Below are 16,365 nucleotides of genomic sequence, written 5' to 3' on the forward strand. Positions count from 1 at the left end.
GGCGCGCCTGTCAGGCAGGACCATGAGCGAAAAGCCGATTATCCTGCATCTTGTATCCGAGGCGACGGGACAGGCGCTCGAGGCGGTCATGCGCGCCTGTGGCGCCCAGTTCCAGGATGCCGAGTTTGCCCTGCGTAACTGGAACCTCGTGCGCACGCGCATGCAGGTTGGCCGCGTGCTGGCCGGGATCAGCCACGAGCCGGGGCCGGTCCTGTCCTCGCTCACATCACCCGAATTGCAGACCATGCTGCGGGTGGGGTGCGCGCGCCTTGGGGTGCAGGTCAAGAACATCCTTGATGGCACCATCCATTTCCTTGAACAGCAGACTGGCATCCCCGCCGAGCGCCACCCCGGCGGCCAGTACGTTCGCCGCATCGATGCAATGCAGTACGTCATTGCCCATGATGACGGGCAGAAGACAACCGACCTGACCCGCGCGGAGGTGGTGCTGGTGGGGGTCTCGCGCACATCCAAGACACCCACCTGTTTCTATCTGGCCAACCGGGGCATCAGGGCCGCCAATATTCCACTCGTGCCGCATGCGCCTCTGCCTGCGGGGCTGGAGCATTTTCCCGGCCTTGTGGTGGGCCTGACCATTGATGCGCATACCCTGCTCGAAATCCGCCGCTCACGCGTGGGCATGATGCTGCCCGGCCGCTCCATGGCGGCCCCCGGCATGTCGGAAACATCGGTCAAGCCCTATATCGACCCGGTCAACGTGCAGGAGGAACTGCTCTGGGCGCGGCGGCTGTGCACGCGGCATAAATGGCCGGTCATAAACGTCACCCATCGCTCGGTGGAGGAAACGGCGGCCGCCATCATCGACATGCTCGAGCATGACGGCACCAGCAGCATCCTGCCTGCCGTTTAAGGCGTGAGATAAAAGTTTTTGGTGAAGCTTGTTGCAAAAAGCTTCAGAAAAAGCCGCCTTTTTGAAAAAGGGCGGCACCCAAAAACTTTTGTCATTTTTGAAATCCGCCCAGAGGGCAGGTTGTATCCAACCGGGGCGACGTGACAGATACGCCGCCATATCCTATTGCTGCGATAGCGCGTGCGCCTGCCTTTTTTCTGTCCTGATGGATCATGGATGATTGATACACTCACACCCGGCCGGATTATTGTCGTGGGTGATCTTCTGCTGGACCGCTATATTACCGGCTCGGTCAACCGGATCTCGCCCGAGGCCCCGGTGCCCGTGCTGCTGCATGCGCGCGAGCACGCAACGCCGGGGGGCGCTGCCAATGTCGCGGCCAACGCGGCAGCCCTTGGCGCCCCGGTCAGCCTGATCGGGGTGGCGGGTGCTGATGGCGCGGCCCGCACCCTGCGTGAAAAACTGGCCGCGTGGCCCGGCATCGACACGGGCGGATGGGTGATCGACCCCGCATGGACCACCATCACCAAGACCCGCATCCTTGGCGGGCAGCAGCAGATCATCCGCATTGATGAGGAAATTCTCGCCCCCTTCAGCGCCGAAACCAATGCCCGCCTGCTCGCCGCCGTTGATGCGGCCCTGCCGGGCGCGCGGGTGCTGGTGTGTTCGGATTACGCCAAGGGCGTGCTGTCCGATGAGGTGATACGGGGCATCATGGCGCGGGCGGCGGCAGCCAGCGTGCCCGTGATCGTGGACCCCAAGCGCCCGACATTCGGCATTTACGCAGGGGCGGCGCTGATTACGCCCAATCGCGCCGAGATCAGCCGCGCCACCTTCCTGCCCACCGACACCGATGCGCAGGTGGAGGCGGCGGCGCGCGTGGCGGGCAGCCAGTTTGGCGGTGACGTGCTGGTCACGCGCTCCGAGCAGGGCATGTCGCTGTGGCAGCAGGCAGGCACCGTGCGGCATGTCTCGGCCCAGCGCTCGGAGGTGTTTGATGTGTGCGGCGCAGGGGATACGGTGGTGGCCACCATCGCCACCATGCTCTCTGCCGGGCTGCCGCTCGAGACGGCGGTGGTCATCGCCACCACGGCGGCGGCGATCTCGGTCAGCAAGCACGGCACGGCCACGGTCTCGCGCCATGAACTGCAGCATGCCCTTAACGGGGAAACCACGGGCCACGGCAACCTTGTCAGCCTGGGCGAGGCCACGCGCATCGTGGCGGACTGGCGGCGCCATGGCGCGCGCATCGTGTTCACCAATGGCTGTTTCGACCTGTTGCACCCCGGCCATATCGCCCTGCTGCGTGGTGCGGCCCGCCAGGGCGACAGGCTGGTGGTGGCGCTTAATACCGACCGCTCGGTGGCAGCCCTCAAGGGACCGTCGCGCCCCGTGCAGGATGAACTGGCCCGGGCTACCGTGCTCGGCGCCCTGCGTGATGTCGACCTCGTGGTGCTGTTTGATGAGGAAACGCCCATCGAGGCCATCAGGGCCCTGCGCCCCGATGTGCTGGTCAAGGGCGCGGATTATACGGAAGAGCAGGTGGTGGGCGCGCCCTTCGTGCGTGGTTATGGCGGCCGCGTGGCCCTGATTGACCTGATTGATGGCCGTTCGACCACATCGCTGGTGCAGCGCGCAGGCGCGGGTCCGGCCAATGGGTGAGCAGCAGCCCGTGGGCGCACAACCCTTTGGGGCATTGCGCGACTGGATGGCGCAGGCCGCCCTGCCGTTATGGATCGAGGCGGGGTTCGACCCCGTGCGCAAGCTGTTTCATGAGCGGCTGGGCTTTGACGCGGCGCCATGCAACCCGCCCGCCCTGCGGCTTATGGTGCAGGCCCGCCAGATCGCGACCTATGTGCGGGCCGCCGATGATGGCCATAGTTCTGCCGGCGCCACGGCGCTGGCCTGCATGGCGCAGGTGCGTAAAGAATACTGGCGGGCGGATGGCGCGCCGGGCTGGGTCTTTTCGCTCGGCCCCGATGGCGCCTTGGCCGATACGCGGCGCGACCTGTATGCCCATGCCTTCATTCTTTATGCCTGCGCGTGGTCATACAGGCTTTCGGGCGAGCGGACGTGGCTGGAGACGGCACGGCAGACGGTGGATGAAATAACCACCCTGTTCGGCACGCCGCAGCCCGGCGGCTATCTTGATACCGTGCCGGGGCAGGATGGCTTTCGCCGCCAGAACCCGCACATGCACCTGCTTGAAGCTTTCCTCGCGCTGGCCGAGGTGGGCGGCGGGGAAATGTACCTCGATCACGCCCGCGCCCTTGCGGTGCTGGGCATGCGGCATTTCATGCTGCCCGGGGGTGCCGTGGGCGAACTGTTCACGCCGCTGTGGCAGCCGAGCGCGCCGCCGGGGCAGAACCGGACCGAGCCGGGCCATGTGTTTGAATGGGCCTGGCTGCTGGCGGAATATGCACGCCTTGCGGGGGAGGGGGCGGACTCGCCCTTCATGCATGCCTCGGCGCGGTTGCATGCGTTTGGCATGCGCCATGGCGTCTGCCCTGGCACGCTGGCCGTGTGCGATGCGGTGACCGATCACGGCGCGCCGCTTGAAGCCACGACGCGCATCTGGCAGCAGACCGAATTCATCCGCCAGCTCGCCCGCCGCGCCGCAGGGGGCGATGGCGGGGCACAGGACCTGCTGGCCCCGGCCTGCGCCCGTTTTGCACGCGCCTATGTGCCGCCCGGGTTGCGCGGCGGCTGGTTTGACCGGCTGGGGTCGGATGGCACGCCGCTTGATGGCTACATGCCCGCGAGCTCGCTGTACCACATCTATGGCGCCGTGCGTGAAATCGGTTGAAGGGAGCCGCCATGGCGGTTCACCCTTATGAGGCCATCCAGGCCCAAACCTGCACACGCTTCAAGGTGCCCTATCTGGATTGTGGCCGGCACCTGAAGCCGGGCATTGCCTGCAATGTCAGGACAGCCTGCGGCTCATAAACGGCGTGCGCCTTGAACCTGAAAATGGCACGGGCGGCTGGTACATATGGGCAGGCGAGGAGACCTCGGACGATGTCGATTTTTTCGTGCCGCTCCATACCAGCCACATCGACAACTGGTGCGCGCTGGTCATCCCCTATCGGGGCCTGTCGCCCGGCTGGCGATTCCTGATTGCCGAAGGTTATGGGGATGTTGTGGATCAACGCGCACCCTGAAATCGCATGACATTGCAGGGGCCCGTTCCGCAAGGAGCGGGCCTGTTTGCATGCAGGGGCCGCAGGCATGCAGCAGGCTTAAACCTGATATGTGGCTGGTTTGAAGTTGCGGCCTTATGGTTTGTAGTAAGAAAAACAAAATAAATAATAAATAAGTAATAAAAAATCTGTTCAATAAATAATCATGCAAATTTTTGATATATGAAATATGAATGCTCTATATGGCCGCGCCTGAATATAATCGTGTTTACTGTGCGTGGTGGACATGTGGGACAAAAACCGTACGATATGCCTGACAGTTATTTATCAAGCATTTTCCTTCACGTCCCGGTCCATGGAGTTGAAGCATGTCCAAGGCAGATCTCAAGCTGCTGATCATCCAGCCATCGCATTACCGTTCCAAGACCGACCGGACCATTTTCAAGACCAAGCGGCGGCAGATGGTGCCGCTGGCCCTGCCCTATCTTGCAGCCCTCACGCCGCGCGAATGGACCGTCACCCTGCTTGACGAGCAGCTGGAGGACATCAATTTCGAGGTGCCGGTCGATGTGGTCGCACTCAGCGCCTGGACGCTGCATTCCCCCCGCGCATACGATATTGCCGCCGAGTTCCGCAGGCGCGGGGTCAAGGTCATCATGGGTGGCCCGCACGTGTTCTTCTATGCCGAGGAGGCGGCCGAGCATTGTGATGCGGTGGGCGTGGGCGAGGCCGAACCCATCTGGCGCACCATGCTCGAGGATGCGGCGGCCGACCGGCTGCAAAAGATCTACCGCGCCACGCCGCTCAAGGAACTCAATGACCTGCCGCCCCCGCGCTACGACCTGCTGGACCTGAAGAAGTTCGGCCCCTTCCGCACCTTTGCCGTGCAGTCCTCGCGCGGGTGCCCGTTCGTGTGTGATTTCTGCTCTGAGCGGTTCTATCTTGGCGGGCGCTTCCGCTGGCGGCCGGTCGACCAGATGGTGGCCGAGCTTGAGCGCATCAAGGACAAGGGCAGCCACTTCTTCTTTGGCGAGAGCAATTTCGGCGGCAAGAAAAGCCGCGCCATGGAACTGATGGAAGGGCTGGTACCGCTCAGGATCCGCTGGTCCACGCTGTGGTCGTCCAACCTGTGCCTTGATACGAACTTCCTCGACCTTGCCCGGCGCAGCGGGGTCATGCACGTCAATATCGGCATCGAGAGTATTGACGAGGAAATGCTGCAGGGCATGAAGAAGGGCTGGAACAAGGCCAGCCGCTATGGCGAGATGTTCGACAACCTGCGCCGGCGTGACATCAGCTACTCGCTCAACTTCATCTTCGGCTATGATGACGAGCACCCCGATGTGTACGAGGCGACCCTCTCCTTCCTCGAGGCGCACAAGGTGCCTGCGGCCTATTTCAATATCCTGACCCCAACCAAGGGCACGGCCCTGTTCGAGCGGATGAAGAAGGCGGGCCGCATCATCGACCCCGAGGATATCGACCGCTGGCCCGGCCAAGTCTGCCATATCTGGCCCAAGAACTGCACGCCGGGGCAGATGGAGCAGCGCATCCAGAGCATGTACCGCAAATTCTACAGCATGCGCTCCATGGTGCATCGCCTGCCCTTCCCGCGCACGCGCTCGGACATGTCATCATGGATCCTGAACATGACGGAACGCCGTATGGCCTTTTCATCCACCGGAAACAATGATTTTGATATCTATTGACCCTGCCCCCGCCAATTTCGGCGGAGGTGGCAACAGATAGGGGAAAGACGGCATGCGCGGATCAATCGGTAGTATGCTGCTGGACCGGCTCCGGCATCTTGGTGTTTCGCGTATCTATGGCGTCCCTGGTGATTACAACCTTGAATTCCTCGAGCTCATCGAGCGCACGCCGGGCATTGAGTTCATCGGCACCTGCAATGAACTCAATGCGGCCTATGCGGCGGATGGCGATGCGCGGCTGGCGGGCATCGGGGCCGTGCTGGTCACCTACGGGGTGGGCGATCTGTCATGCCTCTCCGCCGTGGCAGGGGCGAGTGCGGAGGGCGTGCCGCTGGTCGTGATTTCAGGCATGCCGCCGTGGCATGCCATCCAGTCGCGCGCGCTGGTGCACCATACCCTGGCCGATGGCAATTATGACAACGTGCTGAACTGCTACCGGCAGTTCACGGTCGCCTGCGCGCGGCTCAACCCCGCCACCGCCGTGGCCGAGACCGACCGCGTGCTGCAGGCCGTGCAGGCGCTGCGCCGCCCGGTCTATATCCAGTTCCCCTCCGATATCTGCTATGTTGCGGTTGATGTGCCGCCGCCGCCCACGGTCGCTGCCGTGTCCGATCCCGGCCTGCTCGCCCGGGCTGCGGAGCAGGTGGTCCGGCGCATCAGCCAGGCCCGCAGGCCCGTGGTGCTGGTTGATGCCATGGTGCGCCAGTATGGCCTGCACGAACGCGTGCGGGCGTTGTGCACGACCTTCGGCATTCCCTATGCCGCGCTGTCCACCGCGCGCACGCTGCTGCCTGAATCCGGGCCTGAATGGCTGGGGCAGTATGGGGGGGCTGCTTCCGCCCCGGCTGTTGCGGATTACGTAAAGGCCGCGGATTGCGTGCTTGCGCTGGGGGTCCGGTTCGTTGACTCCACATCGGGATATTTCTCGCAGCAGATCGCGCCGGGGGCGATGGTGGATGTACAGCCTTTCAGCCTGAACTGTAATGGTGAGAACATTCAGGGCATTACGGCTGCCGACCTGCTTGACAGCGTGCACCAGCGCCTGGCCAGCGTGCGCATGGCGCGGCCCGAGCGGACTGCCGCGCCCGCCACCCCCACGGCGCCCGCGCCGCAGGATGAAGGCTGGGCCCAGGCCCCGTTCTGGCGCCGGGTCGAAACCTTCCTGCAACCGGCTGACGTGGTGGTGGCCGATAACGGCTCCTCCATGACGGCCATGCTGCATGCGCGCCTGCCGGCAGGGTGCAGCCTGCTGGTGCAGCCGGTATGGGCTGCGATCGGGTATTCTCTGCCTGCCAGCCTTGGCGCGTGCCTCGCCCGGCCCGAGCGGCGGCATGTGCTGTTTATTGGCGATGGCTCCTTTCAGATGACCGTGCAGGAACTCTCCACCCTGCTGCGCCATGAGGCGAATATCACCATCTTTCTCATCAATAACGGTGGCTACACCATCGAGCGCATGATCCTTGGCCCGAAATCGGCTTATAACGACGTTGCCAACTGGCGTTATGCCGACCTGCCGCAGGTCTTTGGCCCGGACAGGGCGCCGCGTGCGTTCAGGGTGGCCAGCATGGATGAGCTCGAAGCCGCGCTGGACCAGGCGGCGGCCCATAAGGGCGTAAACTTTATCGAGGTGCTGTTCACCCCCATGGATGCCCCGGCGGGCATGGCTAGGATGGGGGAGGCGGTGCGGCGCTATGATTATGGAATCGATCTGCCCGAGCAGGGCTGATTGGGGCCGGTGCCCGCGGGCAGGTCACTTTTTTGCCTTCGGGCAAAAATGACCTGTTTTTATGCTGGACGGGTGCTGTAACGCAGGCTATTGAAAACAGGACAGTTTTTTCGGGCCTGCGTCTGGAGTGGCCTGAAACGGGCTGGCAGGGCCCAAAATCGGGCCTGTCAGATAGCCAGGCAGTTCACGAAATCGTGATAATAGAAGATTAAATATTGTGCATTTGCACAGATTTTAATCTGGCCTCGTGCCCCTCTAATGAGGCGCGCGGCCATTATGCTGCTTTGCATGGCACAGTTTTTCCGGGCACCGGCAAAAGGACCAGGGCGGTCTTGAGGTTATGCGTATTTATTGAACAATAATAATATGCCGATACTGTAATGGTATGCTGGTTATCGCCAACTGTTCCAGATTTTTTATTGCCAGTATTTTGGTTCTGGTGTTCCTTCCGTCTCACCAACACGACACCAAAGGAACTGAAAACATGTTTATTGAAAACATCAGCACCATGATTGCCCACTCCGTTGACGCCATGTCCTCCCTGACCATGGTTGCTTTCCTGCCCATGATCGCTGCCCTGATGATCGCTACCATCGTGTCCGATCGCGCTGCCTGAGCTGTGGGGTTTCTGTCCTGACACCCCTGCCGCCGGAATTCCCACGCTAATGTGGGAATGGCCGGCAGCCAGCAGGCCAAAAAGAATGACCATGACAGGCGCTTCGGCGTCTTTTTTTGTGCCCGGAATTTTGCCTGAGCGATCATGAAGCGCCTGCCTGCACGTACAGGCGTCATGCTTGCCTGCGCGGGACCAGTATCAGCGCGTTCCAGGCGACGATTTTTTCAAAAAGCTTTGTAAAATGCCATGGCGGGCGTTTACCGCCCCTTTTGCCCGCATGGCCTGGGCGCGGGTGGAAATACATTGCCCAACGGGGCTTGTCGGCATGTCGGCATGGGTGTAACGGCGCGCAACCTGTTGCGTGCAACACGCGCGCTTTACTCCATTCGTCCAGAGCATATGCATGACACAGACAATGATCCATGACCGTGGAGGGGCGCCTGCGCCCATCCGCCACGTTGGCAGCCCCGGCCTGATCTTTTTTATTCTTGCCCTTGGCGGCTTTGCCATCGGCACGGCTGAATTCGCGGCCATGAGCCTCGTGCCCATGATCTCGGCAGGCATGCATGTGACCGTGCCGCAGGCGGGCCACGCCATCGAGGCCTATGCCGCAGGCGTATGCGTGGGGGCGCCACTCATTGCCATGCTGGGGGCCAAATGCAGCCGTAAATACCTGCTGATCGGCATGATGGTGCTCTATGTCATTGGTAATGGGCTGACAGCACTCGCCCCCAATTACCTGTGCCTGCTTTTGTGCCGGTTCATCAGCGGGTTGCCACATGGGGCCTATTTTGGCACGGCTGGTATTGTCGCCTCCGCCCTCGTGCCTGAAAACCGCCGCACGCAGGCCGTTGCCCGCGTGGTGCTGGGCCTGACCATCGCGACCATTGGCGGCGTGCCCATGGCCAACGGGCTGGGCATGCTGGTGGGGTGGCGCTGGGCGTTCGTGCTGATTGCGGGGCTGGCGCTATGCACCATGCTGCTCATCATGCGCTTCGTGCCTACCGACCCGCCGCGTCCCAACGCCAGCGCCATGACCGAGATCCGCGCCCTTAAAAACCGGCAGGTGTGGCTGACGCTGGGCATTGGCGTGGTAGGTTTTGGCGGCATCTTCTGCGTCTATACCTATCTTGCCTCCATCTTGCAGGAGGTCACGCATGCGCCTGCCTACATGACACCCGTGCTGCTGGCGGTATTTGGCGTGGGCATGACGGTTGGCACCATGACCTGTGCATGGGCGGCCGACCACAAGATGATGCCCACCATTGGCGGAACACTTCTGGTCAATGCGGCAGCACTCGCGGGCTTTCCCGGTTCGGTGCATTCCGTGTGGGGCATGATGCCCATCGTGTTCCTGATCGGCTGTGGCGGGGGGCTGGGCACGGTCATCCAGTCGCGCCTGCTCAGTGTGGCGGTCGATGCCCAGGCGCTGGCGGCAGCGATGAACCAGAGCGCCTTCAACATGGCCAACGCCATTGGCCCCTGGCTGGGCGGCATGGCGATCAGCGCCGGGCTGGGCTGGGAATCCGTGGGCTGGGTGGGCAGTTGCCTGGCCATGGGCGGCTTCGTGATCTGGCTTTTGTCGCTAAGCGACATCCGCGCCGCAGCCCGCAGGCAGGCCGGTGGCTGACGGGTGTAAAAGTTTTGGTGAAGCTTTTTCAAAACGCTCTGAAAGAACATCGTTTTTTAAAAAAGGCGACACCCGGAAACGTCTGTTTTTTTTAAATCAGGGGATGGTTGATGCGCCGTGCCATCCTTCCTATCGTGCCGCATGAGCATTTCATCGGCACAGGATCCGTGTCTGCCCCCGCTGTTAGGTGACCTGTTTCCTGCCCGTTCCGTGCAGGGTGACGTGGGTGCCGTGCTGCTGCGGGCGCAGGCGGTGATCGACACGGTCATCGCCCCCACGGCAGCGCAGCGTGACCGCGCGGGTGGCTACCCCCACCAGGCCATGGCCGCGCTGAAGGCCACCGGCGTGCTGGCCCTTGCCGTGCCCTGCGCCTGGGGGGGCTTGGGGGTGACGCAGGAACTCTCGCTCGAATTCATGCTGCGCCTTGCCGTGGCAGACCCCGCCATCGCCCAGATCTACAAAGTGCATGACGATCTGGTGCGCGAGATATTTGCCTATGCGCCCGCAGCGCTCAGGCCCGTGCTGGCGCGCCGCATCGTGCATGAGCACGTCATTCTCGGCATGGCCGTGGCCGAGAACGGGCGCAGGGCCGACAGCTTCATGCAGACACTGGCCAGGCCAGGTCATGCTGGCACGCATGTCGTGTCAGGCCGCAAGATCTATGCCACCGGGGCCTCGGGCGCGGACCTTGTGGCCGTGTCCTCTTTCGATCCCTTGCGGGCGCAGCAGATGGGGGGGAACGTGCGCGCGGGCGTGCGCATGGACCTCGTGCCGCGCGGGGCGGCGGGGCTGCGCTTTCACCATGACTGGAACCGCATGGGCCAGCGCGCGACCGATTCCGGCACCGTGACGCTGGAAAATGTCGTGGTTGATGATTTCTGGAACGCGCTCGCGCCTGATACCGACCTGCCGCAGCATGTCGCCCTGCGCTTTCAGGCCGGTTTCAGCGCCATCCTGACCGGTATCGGCATTGGCGCGTTGCGCGCGGTCTGTGCCTTTGTGCCGCAACACGCGCGCCCGTGGGGGGCGGCAGGGGTGGAAAGCGCGGACCAGGACCCCTATGTGCGCCGCCTGCTGGGCGAGATCGGGGCCGACCTGTCCGGTGCCTGGTGCAGCGTGGCGCAGGCGGGCCGCCTGCTTGACCAGCATGAGCAGGGCGAAGTGCCCCGCGCCACGGTAGCCATGGCGGCAAGTGCTGCGCGTTCGGTCGCCACGCGCGCGGCCCTGCGTGCGGCCAGCGATGCGCCCGCTGCGGCAGGCGCGCGGGGCACGGATGCAGCCCAAGGGCTGGACCGTTACTGGCGCGATGCCCGCACCCTGTCGCTACATGACCCCGTGGACTGGAAAAATGCTGAAATCGGCCGCAACCTGCTGACGGGCTGGGTGCCGGAGCCGGGGCCATATCAGTAAAAAGTTTTTGGTGAAGATTTTTTTAAAAAGCTTTGAAAGATACTGATTTTTTCAAAAAAAGAAGCACCCCGAAACTTTGATTTACGGGTTTGACAGGCGACCCGCCTGCGTGATTGATCGCGCCTGAGTGTGCCTGAACCAGAAGGTAGAGCGGAATGCAGCGACCCGTCATAGCCATCATATCAACCGGCGGCACCATTGCCCGCCAGGCGATGGACCCGCGCGATACGGTCGATTATGCCGAGATCGGCACAAGTCTTGGCGGGGCCGACCTGCTTGCGGCCCTGCCCGAGGCTGTGCGGGCGCGCTTTGCAGTGCGGGGCATTCCTTTTTCCAGTTGCGACAGCGTGGAAATGACCCTGCCCCGTTGGTTTGAACTGGCCAGCGTCATCAACCACACGGTTGCAAGCCAGCCTGATTTGAGCGGCGTGGTCGTGACCCATGGCACGTCCTCGCTGGAGGAGGGCGCCTGCTTCCTCGATCTCGTGCTCGATGTGCCCTGTCCGGTGGTGGTGGTGGGCGCGCAGCGTCCGGCGAGCGCCATCAGCGCCGATGGCCCGGCCAACCTGTATGCCGCCCTGCTGGTGGCATCAGCTCCACAGGCGGCCGGTCGCGGCGTGCTGGTGGTGGCCAATAACGAGATCCATGCCGCCCAGGAAGTGACCAAGGCTTCCACGTACCAGCTTGAAACCTTCCGCTCGCCCGATTTCGGCCCACTCGGCATGATCGAGGCCAACCGGGTCTTCTTTGGGCGCGCAAGCGGCTACCGCCGGCATGTGGGCTGGCCACCCGCTTATGGCGCGGGCGGCGAAATTCCGCGCGTTGACATAACCTACAGCCATGCAGGCGCCGATGGCGTGGGCATACGCGCCTTTATGCGCGCCGGTGCGCGTGGCCTCATCGCGGCAGGCATGCTGCCCGGCATGTGCACGCCCGCCGAGAACGCTGCCCTTGATGAGGCCGTGGCGGCGGGCATTGTGGTGGTGCAGGCCAGCAGCGGGTATTGTGGCGGCGTGGTGCGGCGTCAGGAACTGTGCCAGCGCGGCCTGCTTGCCGCGGGCCACATGCGCCCCCGGCAGGCGCGCATCCTGCTGGCCCTTGCGCTCATGACTGGCGCGGATACCGATGCCATCCAGGCGTTGTTCGACCGGCCCTGATCCGGGACCATTTATGGACAAAGCCTTTTAAAAAAGCATTCCCGGCCGTCGTCAGAACACGCTGTTGAAAGCAAATTGCGGCGAGATGACCTGCCCGGTGTTATGGCCCGCAAAGATGGCGGTAACACCGGCAATGATGCCAAAGCGCGGCGACCAGTTATATTCCACCGCAGGGGCGATCACCCAGTCACCCGAGGCCTGCCCCAGTATGTCCTGGTATTTGCCCTGTGCGTTATAGCCACGCACCCGCGCGCCATTGGCCCAGTCGCGTGCCAGATCCATGGCGATGACCCATTTCTGGTTTACGCCATATTCCAGCGAGAAGCCGCTCTCGCCATACATGCCCGGATGCGCAAGCCCCCGAAACCCCGCCGAGGTGCCGTAACTGCTGATATCGGCAATATGCGCCTGCGTCAGCGCGCGGCGAAAGGTGCCCCATGTACGCAGCCGCAGTTCATGGTGGCCGGGCAGGGTGTAGGTTGACTGCTCCGTCAGTGCCACGCGGAAGGTGTAGGTGCCGGTGCCCACGCCATCTTCCGCGCGGCCCAGTTTTGTATAATCCCCGGAAGGAAAGGCCACGCCCACGAACAGGCTGAGTGCCGGGATGTAGCGCTTTGGGTCGGCATCAAGGTAGCGCCACATCACATCCACCGGCAGGTCGCCCATTTTCGCGCCACTTGTCGTGCCGCCATAGCCGCCATGCCGCCAGCCGTAACTGATGGTGGGCGTCATCTGCAGGCTGATCGAATTGGTGATGGAATATTTGTAAAGCGTAAAGCTCGAGACCATGTGGGCCCTGTCTTTTATGGGCGCCGCACGGCCCACGCTATCAAGGTTGCCCACCGGCTGGCTGTAGGCAAAATACGGCTCCCACGCAAACACGCCCTTCTTGGTCAGCGCGCCGGAGGGGGAGACGAGCGAGCCGGTGTACCACTGGGTGTAATGCTCGTTCACGCCCTGCGAGCCCGCCGCCGTGCCATTGCCCGTGCCTGCTGCCTGCGCGGATGAAAAGCTGGAAAAAGCAATAAGGAATGGAATCGCAACGAATAATATTGATTCCGGTAGCGGAATGTATGATGCTCTTCCATAGGGGCGACCAGCGTCTTTTTCCCGTGCTGTCAGGGCGCGGGTAGGGGATGTGGTGCCCGGCCTTGCGGCGTGGGTACGTGTCAGGGAAATCATGGTTGCGGCCATTTCCTGCTCAGGGCGTCCCTGCATGCATGGCAGTGCATGCCGGGTCTTATGGGGGGTAAGTGTTCGGGTGCCTGCTATACAAACTGCAGTCGCAGGGAAGGGATCAGGACATCACGACAGGGCTCCTCAGGCTGACAGACCGGTGAGACGGCGGGGGAATGGCAGTTCTCCCGCCGTTTTCCTTTACGGCGTGGTCATGTGTGGCGGCTCCTGCCCGTCACGCGGGGCAGGGTGCGCGGGGTTGAGGCATTTCCAGCCGATCACCAGCAGCACGGCCACGATGGACATGCTGGCAATGGTGTAGGTGCCATTGGGGTAATCAAACAGCATCAGCACGAGCACGCCGGCCAGGTAGGCCAGTGTCAGCCACGAGGTGAAGGGCGCGCCCGGCATTTCAAAACCGGATGAGGCCATGCGCCCGCTGCGTACCGCCTGGCGCAGCTTGATCTGGCTGAGCAGGATGAACCCCCATGTGCTGATGATGCCGATCGCCGCCATGTTCAGCACGATTTCGAACACCTGCGAGGGCACGATGTAATTGAGCACCACGCCCACCAGGTACACCGCAACCGTAAGCAGGATGCCGTTGGCCGGCACGGCGCTTGCGTTCATGCGGGCCAGCGGCTCGGGTGCGGCGCCGCCCAGCGCCATGGCGCGCAGTACCCGCCCGGTGGAATACAGCCCCGAGTTGAGGCTGGACAGGGCCGCCGTCAGCACCACGATGTTCATGATCGTATCAACGCCCGGCACGCCAAGGGCTTCAAAAAACGTAACAAACGGGCTGGTGCCACCGTGATAGGCGGTCCAGGGCAGCAGGTTGACCAGCAGCACCACCGACAGCACATAGAACAGGCCGATACGCCAGATCACGCTGTTGATGCTGCGCGGCAGCACGGTGCGCACATCCGCGCACTCCCCCGCCGCGGTGCCGATCAGTTCTATGCCCGAATAGGCGAACACCACGCCCTGCACCAGCAGCAGGCTGGCAATCAGCCCGTGCGGAAAGATGCCGCCGTTATCGGCAATCAGGTGCAGGCCGGTCTGGTGGCCATCCACGGGCATGCGCACGCCCAGTATGATGCTGCCCACGACAAGGAACAGGCACAAAGCCACGATCTTGATGAGCGAGAACCAGAACTCGATCTCGCCAAACCACTTCACGCCCACCAGGTTCAGCGTTGTCACCACGCACAGCGCCATGAGGGCAAAGACCCATTGCGGCACGAAAGCGAACGTGCCCCAGAAATGCATGTACAGCGCCACTGCCGTAATATCGACAATGCCGGTCATGGCCCAGTTCATGAATGACAGCCAGCCTGCCACGAATGCCGCCTTCTCGCCCAGGAACTCGCGCGTGTAGGACACGAAGCTGCCGCAGGTGGGGCGGTACATCACCAGTTCGCCCAGTGCGCGCATGATCAGGAACGAGAACATGCCACACACAAGATAGACCAGCGCGAGCGATGGTCCGGCCGCCTGAAGCCGCGAGCCCGCGCCAAGGAACAGGCCCGTGCCGATCGCGCCGCCCACGGCGATCATCTGGATCTGGCGGCTGCCCAGGCCCTTGTGATAGCCCTCGTCATCTTCTGCCGGCAAAATGGGGGTGCTGTCTTCCTGCGCGTGGTCCGGTATGCTCATGCTGTCGTCTCCGCCGTGGTCATCGCAGATGGGAGGGTGAAGGAGGGGCCAGCCGGTTGTCTGGCGTGGCATTGTTCGGGGCAGGCCTAAACCATGTACAAAAAATATGCAGTTTTGCTGTATGATAAAAATGGTTTGGCCTGGTCCGTACAGATCCGGCCTCTAGGGGGCGGATCCTGTGCGGTGGAGAGGAAACAGAAAGAAATATCATGCAGCATCAAATAGTTGTTCTGTCGCGAACATTGTCAGACGCGTTAACTGCTGACAAGCAAAGATGCCTTGATAAAAGCGTTATGATTAAAAAATGAACATCATTTTTAAAGCTTTGGCAGAAAATGCATTATATTTAATCATGAAAGAGAGCCGCTGCACCATGTCCGAACCGGAATCTGGCCCCGTGAGAGTCCGCGCCGCCGCCGTGATTGCTGGCCTGCTCGGCATTCTCATCGCCCCGGTCGCGGCCCATGCCGACAACCAGCGTTTTGACGGTGGCGAACTTGCACAGGATGCGCCGCAGTATTTTGTGCTGCGCCCCGATGATGCGGCCACCACCACGCAGATGGGCGAGCTGCGCCTGTCTGAAAACAGCATTGATTTGAGCAATGGCGAGCGGCTTGACGTCACGCTTGATCCCAGCGGCCGGGCGGGGCATCTGCTCTACCGGGTGGAATATGGGCAGAATCCGGTCACACCGACGGGGAACCTGCTGTGCGCAGCACCCCTCAACCCGCTTTACCTTGATTTTGTCACCCATGACGATGACGAAGCGCATTATGACATGACGCTGTACTGCAGCTCGCGCGTGGTGCCGTTCCGTGCGATTGGCGCAGGGCGCAGCGCTGCCGTCTTTCATTACACCCGCGCCACCGATACGGTCTGGGCGCATAGCCCGGCCGAGAGCGGCTACCTGCATGGGGCGGTGGCGCAGTACTGCGCCCGCCATCACGCGCATGACACGCAGGCCACCTGCACCGCGCGCGAGGAATCAGCCTATGCCGCCATCATGGCGCGCCAGATCGCGCCGCCCGTGCTCAGGCAGTGCGCGGCCTATGTTACGGGGCGGCGCGAGCATGCGGGTTATGTCAGCTTTGCCGGCCTGCTCAACTGCGCGCGCGGGCATGACAGCAGGGCGGTGTTCGATTATTGCGCCGCCCGCATTACCGGGCAGAAGCGGGCGGATGATACGATCTTTTTCGATGCCAACCCCGCCCAGGCGGATGGCGTGGCGCTGTGCTTCAATGCGCTTGCGGCCCGCCAGGCACGCGATTAGGCCG

Annotated in this window: 13 protein-coding genes; 11 read left to right on the top strand and 2 right to left on the bottom strand. The window is 62.6% G+C overall.

The annotated features are described in order from the left end of the window. Positions 1–22 precede the first annotated feature (22 nt). The 10 genes from OQZ28_RS02635 to OQZ28_RS02680 all read left to right on the top strand — a co-directional run bounded on the left by OQZ28_RS02635 (position 23) and on the right by OQZ28_RS02680 (position 12,259). Entirely contained in the window at positions 23–871 is an 849-nt protein-coding gene (locus OQZ28_RS02635; protein WP_458135073.1) for a pyruvate, water dikinase regulatory protein, read from the top strand. Between the two features lie 216 nt (positions 872–1,087). Continuing rightward, the gene (gene rfaE2, locus OQZ28_RS02640; RefSeq protein WP_458135074.1) at positions 1,088–2,533 is read left to right on the top strand and encodes a D-glycero-beta-D-manno-heptose 1-phosphate adenylyltransferase; all 1,446 of its coding nucleotides are present in this window, start codon (positions 1,088–1,090) and stop codon (positions 2,531–2,533) included. Further along, a complete protein-coding gene (locus OQZ28_RS02645; protein WP_458135075.1) occupies positions 2,526–3,677 on the top strand; it encodes an AGE family epimerase/isomerase in 1,152 nt (383 codons plus the stop codon). Before rfaE2 ends, OQZ28_RS02645 begins: the two co-directional genes overlap by 8 nt. Positions 3,678–3,756: 79 nt before the next feature. After that, positions 3,757–4,032 carry an immunity protein Imm33 domain-containing protein gene (locus OQZ28_RS02650; protein WP_458135076.1) on the top strand — a complete coding sequence of 92 codons (276 nt, stop codon included), beginning with the start codon at positions 3,757–3,759 and terminating at the stop codon, positions 4,030–4,032. Positions 4,033–4,379: 347 nt separating this feature from the next. Next, the gene (locus OQZ28_RS02655) at positions 4,380–5,720 is read left to right on the top strand and encodes a B12-binding domain-containing radical SAM protein (RefSeq protein ID WP_130730386.1); all 1,341 of its coding nucleotides are present in this window, start codon (positions 4,380–4,382) and stop codon (positions 5,718–5,720) included. Between the two features lie 52 nt (positions 5,721–5,772). Beyond that, on the top strand, positions 5,773–7,446 hold the full coding sequence (locus OQZ28_RS02660) for an alpha-keto acid decarboxylase family protein (protein WP_458135077.1): 1,674 nt from the start codon (positions 5,773–5,775) through the stop codon (positions 7,444–7,446). A 484-nt stretch (positions 7,447–7,930) separates the two neighbouring features. Beyond that, a complete protein-coding gene (locus tag OQZ28_RS02665) occupies positions 7,931–8,062 on the top strand; it encodes a hypothetical protein (RefSeq protein WP_257788376.1) in 132 nt (43 codons plus the stop codon). 403 nt (positions 8,063–8,465) lie between these two features. After that, positions 8,466–9,692 carry an MFS transporter gene (locus OQZ28_RS02670; protein ID WP_458135078.1) on the top strand — a complete coding sequence of 409 codons (1,227 nt, stop codon included), beginning with the start codon at positions 8,466–8,468 and terminating at the stop codon, positions 9,690–9,692. Positions 9,693–9,833: 141 nt separating this feature from the next. Further along, positions 9,834–11,102, top strand: coding sequence for an acyl-CoA dehydrogenase family protein (locus OQZ28_RS02675; RefSeq protein WP_130730427.1), 1,269 nt, complete (start codon positions 9,834–9,836; stop codon positions 11,100–11,102). A 155-nt stretch (positions 11,103–11,257) separates the two neighbouring features. Beyond that, the gene (locus OQZ28_RS02680; protein ID WP_458135079.1) at positions 11,258–12,259 is read left to right on the top strand and encodes an asparaginase; all 1,002 of its coding nucleotides are present in this window, start codon (positions 11,258–11,260) and stop codon (positions 12,257–12,259) included. Between the two features lie 51 nt (positions 12,260–12,310). Here the strand turns inward: OQZ28_RS02680 and OQZ28_RS02685 are convergent, their stop codons facing one another. Both OQZ28_RS02685 and OQZ28_RS02690 read right to left on the bottom strand, forming a co-directional pair. Continuing rightward, on the bottom strand, positions 12,311–13,453 hold the full coding sequence (locus OQZ28_RS02685) for a hypothetical protein (protein WP_458135235.1): 1,143 nt from the start codon (positions 13,451–13,453) through the stop codon (positions 12,311–12,313). Positions 13,454–13,636: 183 nt separating this feature from the next. Continuing rightward, positions 13,637–15,091, bottom strand: a complete 1,455-nt coding sequence (locus OQZ28_RS02690) for an amino acid permease (RefSeq protein ID WP_130730382.1) — start codon at positions 15,089–15,091, stop codon at positions 13,637–13,639. A 397-nt stretch (positions 15,092–15,488) separates the two neighbouring features. Between OQZ28_RS02690 and OQZ28_RS02695 the strand changes: the two genes are divergently transcribed. Continuing rightward, positions 15,489–16,361 (top strand): hypothetical protein, encoded by an 873-nt coding sequence (locus tag OQZ28_RS02695; RefSeq protein ID WP_342633697.1) that lies wholly within the window; start codon positions 15,489–15,491, stop codon positions 16,359–16,361. Positions 16,362–16,365: the final 4 nt, after the last annotated feature.

The organism is Komagataeibacter sp. NFXK3, from assembly GCF_054182245.1.

Excerpts from the sequence above, each read along its gene's own strand:
- OQZ28_RS02690 (WP_130730382.1), bottom strand. The coding sequence starts at position 15,091 with ATGAGCATACCGGACCACGCGCAGGAAGACAGCACCCCCATTTTGCCG.
- OQZ28_RS02665 (WP_257788376.1), top strand. The coding sequence starts at position 7,931 with ATGTTTATTGAAAACATCAGCACCATGATTGCCCACTCCGTTGACGCC.
- OQZ28_RS02680 (WP_458135079.1), top strand. The coding sequence starts at position 11,258 with ATGCAGCGACCCGTCATAGCCATCATATCAACCGGCGGCACCATTGCC.
- OQZ28_RS02685 (WP_458135235.1), bottom strand. The coding sequence starts at position 13,453 with ATGGCCGCAACCATGATTTCCCTGACACGTACCCACGCCGCAAGGCCG.
- OQZ28_RS02660 (WP_458135077.1), top strand. The coding sequence starts at position 5,773 with ATGCGCGGATCAATCGGTAGTATGCTGCTGGACCGGCTCCGGCATCTT.
- OQZ28_RS02670 (WP_458135078.1), top strand. The coding sequence starts at position 8,466 with ATGACACAGACAATGATCCATGACCGTGGAGGGGCGCCTGCGCCCATC.
- OQZ28_RS02645 (WP_458135075.1), top strand. The coding sequence starts at position 2,526 with ATGGGTGAGCAGCAGCCCGTGGGCGCACAACCCTTTGGGGCATTGCGC.
- OQZ28_RS02655 (WP_130730386.1), top strand. The coding sequence starts at position 4,380 with ATGTCCAAGGCAGATCTCAAGCTGCTGATCATCCAGCCATCGCATTAC.
- OQZ28_RS02675 (WP_130730427.1), top strand. The coding sequence starts at position 9,834 with ATGAGCATTTCATCGGCACAGGATCCGTGTCTGCCCCCGCTGTTAGGT.
- OQZ28_RS02635 (WP_458135073.1), top strand. The coding sequence starts at position 23 with ATGAGCGAAAAGCCGATTATCCTGCATCTTGTATCCGAGGCGACGGGA.
- rfaE2 (WP_458135074.1), top strand. The coding sequence starts at position 1,088 with ATGATTGATACACTCACACCCGGCCGGATTATTGTCGTGGGTGATCTT.